This window comes from Deltaproteobacteria bacterium (assembly GCA_009929795.1).
In the GTDB taxonomy this organism is placed as follows: domain Bacteria; phylum Desulfobacterota; class Desulfovibrionia; order Desulfovibrionales; family Desulfomicrobiaceae; genus RZZR01.
Genome location: RZZR01000176.1, coordinates 1 through 4,435, shown reverse-complemented (window position 1 = coordinate 4,435; position 4,435 = coordinate 1). Strand labels below are relative to the sequence as shown.

Here is a 4,435-nt window from a genome sequence, read left to right as displayed (position 1 = left end):
GGGCATGAGATCCCGGCAGGTGTTGACGATGTCGCATGAGACCCAAATCACCCGCCGTAGCCCATCGAGGGCGGCCAGATGTGAAGCCGCGGCCCGCCCCCCGGCCCTGGGCGGATCGATCACCGCAGCCTCGGCCCTGAAGTTGTGAACCCCGGCCCAAGCCTGGGCCTTGGACAGATTGCCCTGGACAAACCGAACCCGGTCCAGCCCCAGATTCAAGGCGTTGACTTGACCGACCTCGGCGGAAGCCGTCGAACCCTCCACGGCCAAAATTTCCCTTTTTTTTGTGGCCAGTGGCAGGGCAAAATTTCCGGTCCCTGCATAGAGATCGGCCACCCGTTCACAGTCGGCCAGCGCCTCGTCGACTTTGTGGACCAGGACTGTGTTCAGCTCCCAATTGGCCTGAAAGAAACATCGGGCTGGAACCCTGAGCTCCAGGCCGAAACCCGGGTACGGCAATCGCAGAGGGGTCTGATCTGTTTCCGCGGCCGTGACCCCGTCGGCCGGGCTGGAGGCCAGACAGACACGACCATCGTCGAGCCGGCCGCTCAACTCGGCCAGGTCACGGTTCAAGGCCTGAGACATCAGAGGACAATCGTCCAGAGGCACGGCCCGATCGGAGCCCAGGGCCAAAAAATGGGGCCTTCCCGAACGAACATGGACCTGGACCCGATGTCTGTATCTCCAGGACGCTGGCGAGGGAACCACGGTTAGGCTCGTGTCGGCTGTCTCAGCCAGTACACGCCTTCCGGCCCTGGCTAATGCGTCGGTCAGGATGGCCTGTTTGATGTCGAGAGCCGCCCGGCTGTCGACGACTCCAAACCGGCATCCCCCACAGTCCGGAGAATGATGGCAGGGATGGGGCCTTCTGGCCGGATGGGCTTCGACGATCTCTCGGACCTCGGCCTGATCATGATCCTTCCCCTCTTTGAGCACCCGGACCCGGACCAGTTCCCCGGGCAGGGCCCCGGGCTCGACCATGACCACCTTCCCCGAATCTCTCCGGGCCAGGCCGCGCCCCCGCCACAACAATTTCTCGATTTTCAGGGGCGCGTCCATCACGGGACACTCACGCCTTACGAGCCAATCTGTCTTCCAAGCCCTTGAAAAGCATAGGCCAGGCGATGGTCGCATCGCAATGGACCTCAGCGAATCGGCCCCCTTCTTCCGGGGCCATGAATTTGCCCCAGGAAATCCCTTCCTGGTAGGTGCAGCCGCTCAGGCCTCCCCAGTGAACCGGCTCGGGGCAAATGCGGATACCATACTTGAACCGCCTGCAAGGCAGATCGATGTTCTCCAGTCGCTGGTTGAGGATTTCGACGAACGGGCCCACCTGCTGGGCCCAATTGCGGGGCACGCCCCCGCCAATAGTGAAAATGCCCAAAGTCTTGGCCTTGCAGATGCGTCGGGTGTAGCTGAACAGGTCGAGAAACGGGTTGAATTGGAAGGGCAGGGTTTCCGCATCGAAATTGCGGCGCAAGGTCTCGGGAAGATGGCGCATGATGTGCGTGGCCACGTCAAGGGCCATCTCCGAATCAGTGAAGGCCGGAATGTAGACTGGAACGTCTTGTTCGAAAGCGCTTTTCAGGATACCTCGGCCTTCAACTTTCTCGGACAGATAGCGGCCGATGATCCGGCAGATACGTTCCGAAGACAGGTGTGACTCGGCCGAGAGCCGTTCCATGACCGCATGAATGACCATCTCGGCCTGGACGAAGTTCTGCTCAGGCTCCAGGGTATCGTAGACCCGGTTGAAGCCTTTCTTGAACAATGCCTTGTCGTCCATCTGCCCAAACTCGTACTTGTAATGCTTGAGTCCGATGGATTCGATGAACCCGTGGGCCATCAGGGCTCCGGTGGAAATGACCACGTTCACCCAGCCCTTCTCGATCATCTTGCAGATCAAGGTTCCCATCTTGGCCACGGTCATGGCCCCGGAAAAAGTCCCGACCACCATACAGTCCGGGTCCCGGACCATGTCTTCGAGCACGTTCAGAGCCTCGCCAAGGTTCCGGCCTCCAAAGGCCGTCTTGGACATGGCCGACAAAAGATCGTCGAAGGTCTCGATCCGGTCAGGGTCCAGAGGCTCCAAGGGACTCAGGCCATAGTCCTCCGGACTCTCAAGGGTTTCGATGTCTCTATTTTTTTGGGTACTCATAATCCGCTTTCAGACCTGCCCGGCTCTATGGGTCCAGCCAATGAAGTCATGAGGATACGCAGGATGCACTTGACGGCCACCGACTCGGAGATCACGCCGGGGCCGAGTTCCGGGGCCAGTTCGCAAAAATCCAGCCCCACCAGGGTCCGCTCGGGAAGAAATCTGGTCCAGAAGGCCTGCATCCAGGAAAAACCTATGCCGCCAGGCTCGGGCGTTCCGGTCCCGGGCATGATCGACGGGTCCAATCCGTCGGCGTCGAAACTGATATAGACCGGTCTTTGGCCCACGAAATCGCCTACCCGCCGGGCGGCATGGTCCGGACTTGGCAGATCCCACCCGAACAGACACAACAGGTCTTCTGCCGGAGTCCTGGCCATGGTCTCGGCCTCCTCCCGGCACAGGCTGCGAATTCCGATCTGGACCAGGGGCACACCAAGATCGCGGACCCGAGCCATGACACAGGCGTGGGAACTGGGGCTGCCTTCGTACTTGGCCCGCAGATCGGCGTGGGCATCGATCTGGATCACGACCAAATCCGAATGAGCCCGGTGGTAGAACTCCACCAGGGGCAGGGCGATGCTGTGTTCCCCCCCCAGGGTCAGGAAGAAGTCCTTGACCGGGTCAAACCCGGAAAGAACCTCGCGCATCTCGTCCATGACTGTGTCCGGACCCTGGGCCGATGGCCGCAGAAAAGGCAGGGTCTCAAACCGGACCCGGCCGGAAAGGTCCTGACCCAGTTCATGATCGTAGGTTTCGATCTGGTAACTGGCCTTGAGTATGGCCTCAGGCCCCAGTCTGGTCCCTCGAGCAAAGCTCGCCGTACCCTCGTAGGGCACTGGCCAGACATGGATCGTCCGTCCTCCCTCTTCCTCAAGATCCAGAAACGAGTCGTACATCAGGTTTCGCCTTTGCAGTCTTGACGGGGCCGGTCCCGTGACCGGCCCCATTCGGTGAACGATCCGCTAGGGGATGAAAACCACAGCCGAAATGGTCGTGGTCCACATGCCGTTCTCGCCCACGGTCACGCAGGGAGCCGACATGGACTCAATGATCTTCCCGCTCATGAGATAGATCTCTCGCCGCTCGTCGTAGTGCTTCTCCGGGTCGAAATCGATGCCCAGGGTCGTGGCCAGCATGGTCGAGGCTAGGTCCTCGGCGAAGTCTCCCAGTTCCTTGGCCTCCACCCCGAAGGCGTGATGCTCTGAGATATAGCCATAGTTGCTCTCATCGGCAGGAAAGGCCATGCCCACGGCCGAACCCACCAGACGTCCCTTTTCGTCGCAGGCGTTGCGGGCCATGACGCAGAAGGTGATCTGTCCGGGGAGAAGCAGCCGGGTTCCTTCCTCCATGGTCAGCATCCTGCATTTCGGGGGATAGATACTGGAGACGTACACCAGATTCTGTTTTTCTATGCCGGCGTCACGCAATGCCAGCTCGAAGGACTGGAGCTTGGTCTTGTGGCGACCGATTCCTCGGGTGAAAAAAGCCCGGGTGGGCACAAAGCTCAATCCATTCATATCCATCACCTCCATCCGATCCGAAGTTTTCCGACCTGAATCCGGTCATTGTGAAAAAACGCCTGCCCAAGGGCAGTCGGCCTCATAGCGGTATCTTGCTCTTCATCAGAGCCTTGGTCACCCCCAGGGAAGCCAGTTTGGACTTGAACTCCCTGGTATCCTTGGGTGTTCCTCGAAAATAGGCCAGGACCCGGAACCAGGGTCGGCCGTCGATGGTGGTCTCGCTTATGGACGAACGAACACCCAAGGCATCCAGCTTGCGTATAAAGGTCTGGGCCGAAGGTCTGTCCTTGAAGGATGCCACTTGATAAATATACTGGTAGACCGTGGAGTCTTCGTCCCCGCCGTCCTGATCGGCCGAGGCTTTCTGCCGGGCCGGTGGAGCGATGGCCTCGTTCCGCTCGGGTTTGCTCGGGACTACGGCATGGGTCTGTACTGGATCCGAAGGACTTGCCTTGGGCGGAGTCTTGGGTTCCGGCTTCGGTTCCGGCTTCGATTCGGACCGTGGCTTGGCGTGCTCCTCGGCCGGGACCGGCTTGGCCCGCTTCAGGGCGTCGAAGTACTCCAGTTCCTCGGCCTTGAGCACCCCCGGCTCCTCGGCTTTCTGAACGACCTGGGACTCCGGCATCAGCCTGGCGATCTCCGGAACCACGTTTTCCGGCTTGTAGCCCTTGCCGACCAAAACCCCCAGGATGAAGGCCCATACCATGCCCACGACAATGCACCGGACGGCTGCCAGACGCCAGGAAAGACCGACAAG

At 60.3% G+C, this 4,435-nt stretch carries 5 protein-coding genes; all 5 read right to left on the bottom strand.

Annotated features, from left to right (window positions below; translation table 11 throughout):
* Positions 1–1,134: class I SAM-dependent RNA methyltransferase (locus EOM25_12545; protein NCC26002.1), on the bottom strand; the 1,134-nt coding region annotated here is incomplete at its 3' end.
* Positions 1,070–2,158, bottom strand: a complete 1,089-nt coding sequence (locus EOM25_12540; GenBank protein ID NCC26001.1) for a deoxyhypusine synthase — start codon at positions 2,156–2,158, stop codon at positions 1,070–1,072. The genes EOM25_12545 and EOM25_12540, both read right to left, overlap by 65 nt.
* Positions 2,155–3,054 (bottom strand): agmatinase, encoded by a 900-nt coding sequence (speB, locus tag EOM25_12535; GenBank protein NCC26000.1) that lies wholly within the window; start codon positions 3,052–3,054, stop codon positions 2,155–2,157. The genes EOM25_12540 and speB overlap by 4 nt, the downstream gene beginning before the upstream one ends.
* Positions 3,055–3,120: 66 nt before the next feature.
* Positions 3,121–3,675, bottom strand: coding sequence for an arginine decarboxylase, pyruvoyl-dependent (locus EOM25_12530; protein NCC25999.1), 555 nt, complete (start codon positions 3,673–3,675; stop codon positions 3,121–3,123).
* A gap of 82 nt (positions 3,676–3,757) precedes the next feature.
* Positions 3,758–4,435 (bottom strand): SPOR domain-containing protein (locus EOM25_12525; GenBank protein ID NCC25998.1); only part of this gene is annotated, 678 nt, incomplete at its 5' end.

Bases quoted from the DNA above. Each gene is read 5' to 3' on its own strand.
- EOM25_12530 (NCC25999.1), bottom strand. From the start codon at position 3,675: ATGAATGGATTGAGCTTTGTGCCCACCCGGGCTTTTTTCACCCGAGGA.
- speB (NCC26000.1), bottom strand. From the start codon at position 3,054: ATGTACGACTCGTTTCTGGATCTTGAGGAAGAGGGAGGACGGACGATC.
- EOM25_12540 (NCC26001.1), bottom strand. From the start codon at position 2,158: ATGAGTACCCAAAAAAATAGAGACATCGAAACCCTTGAGAGTCCGGAG.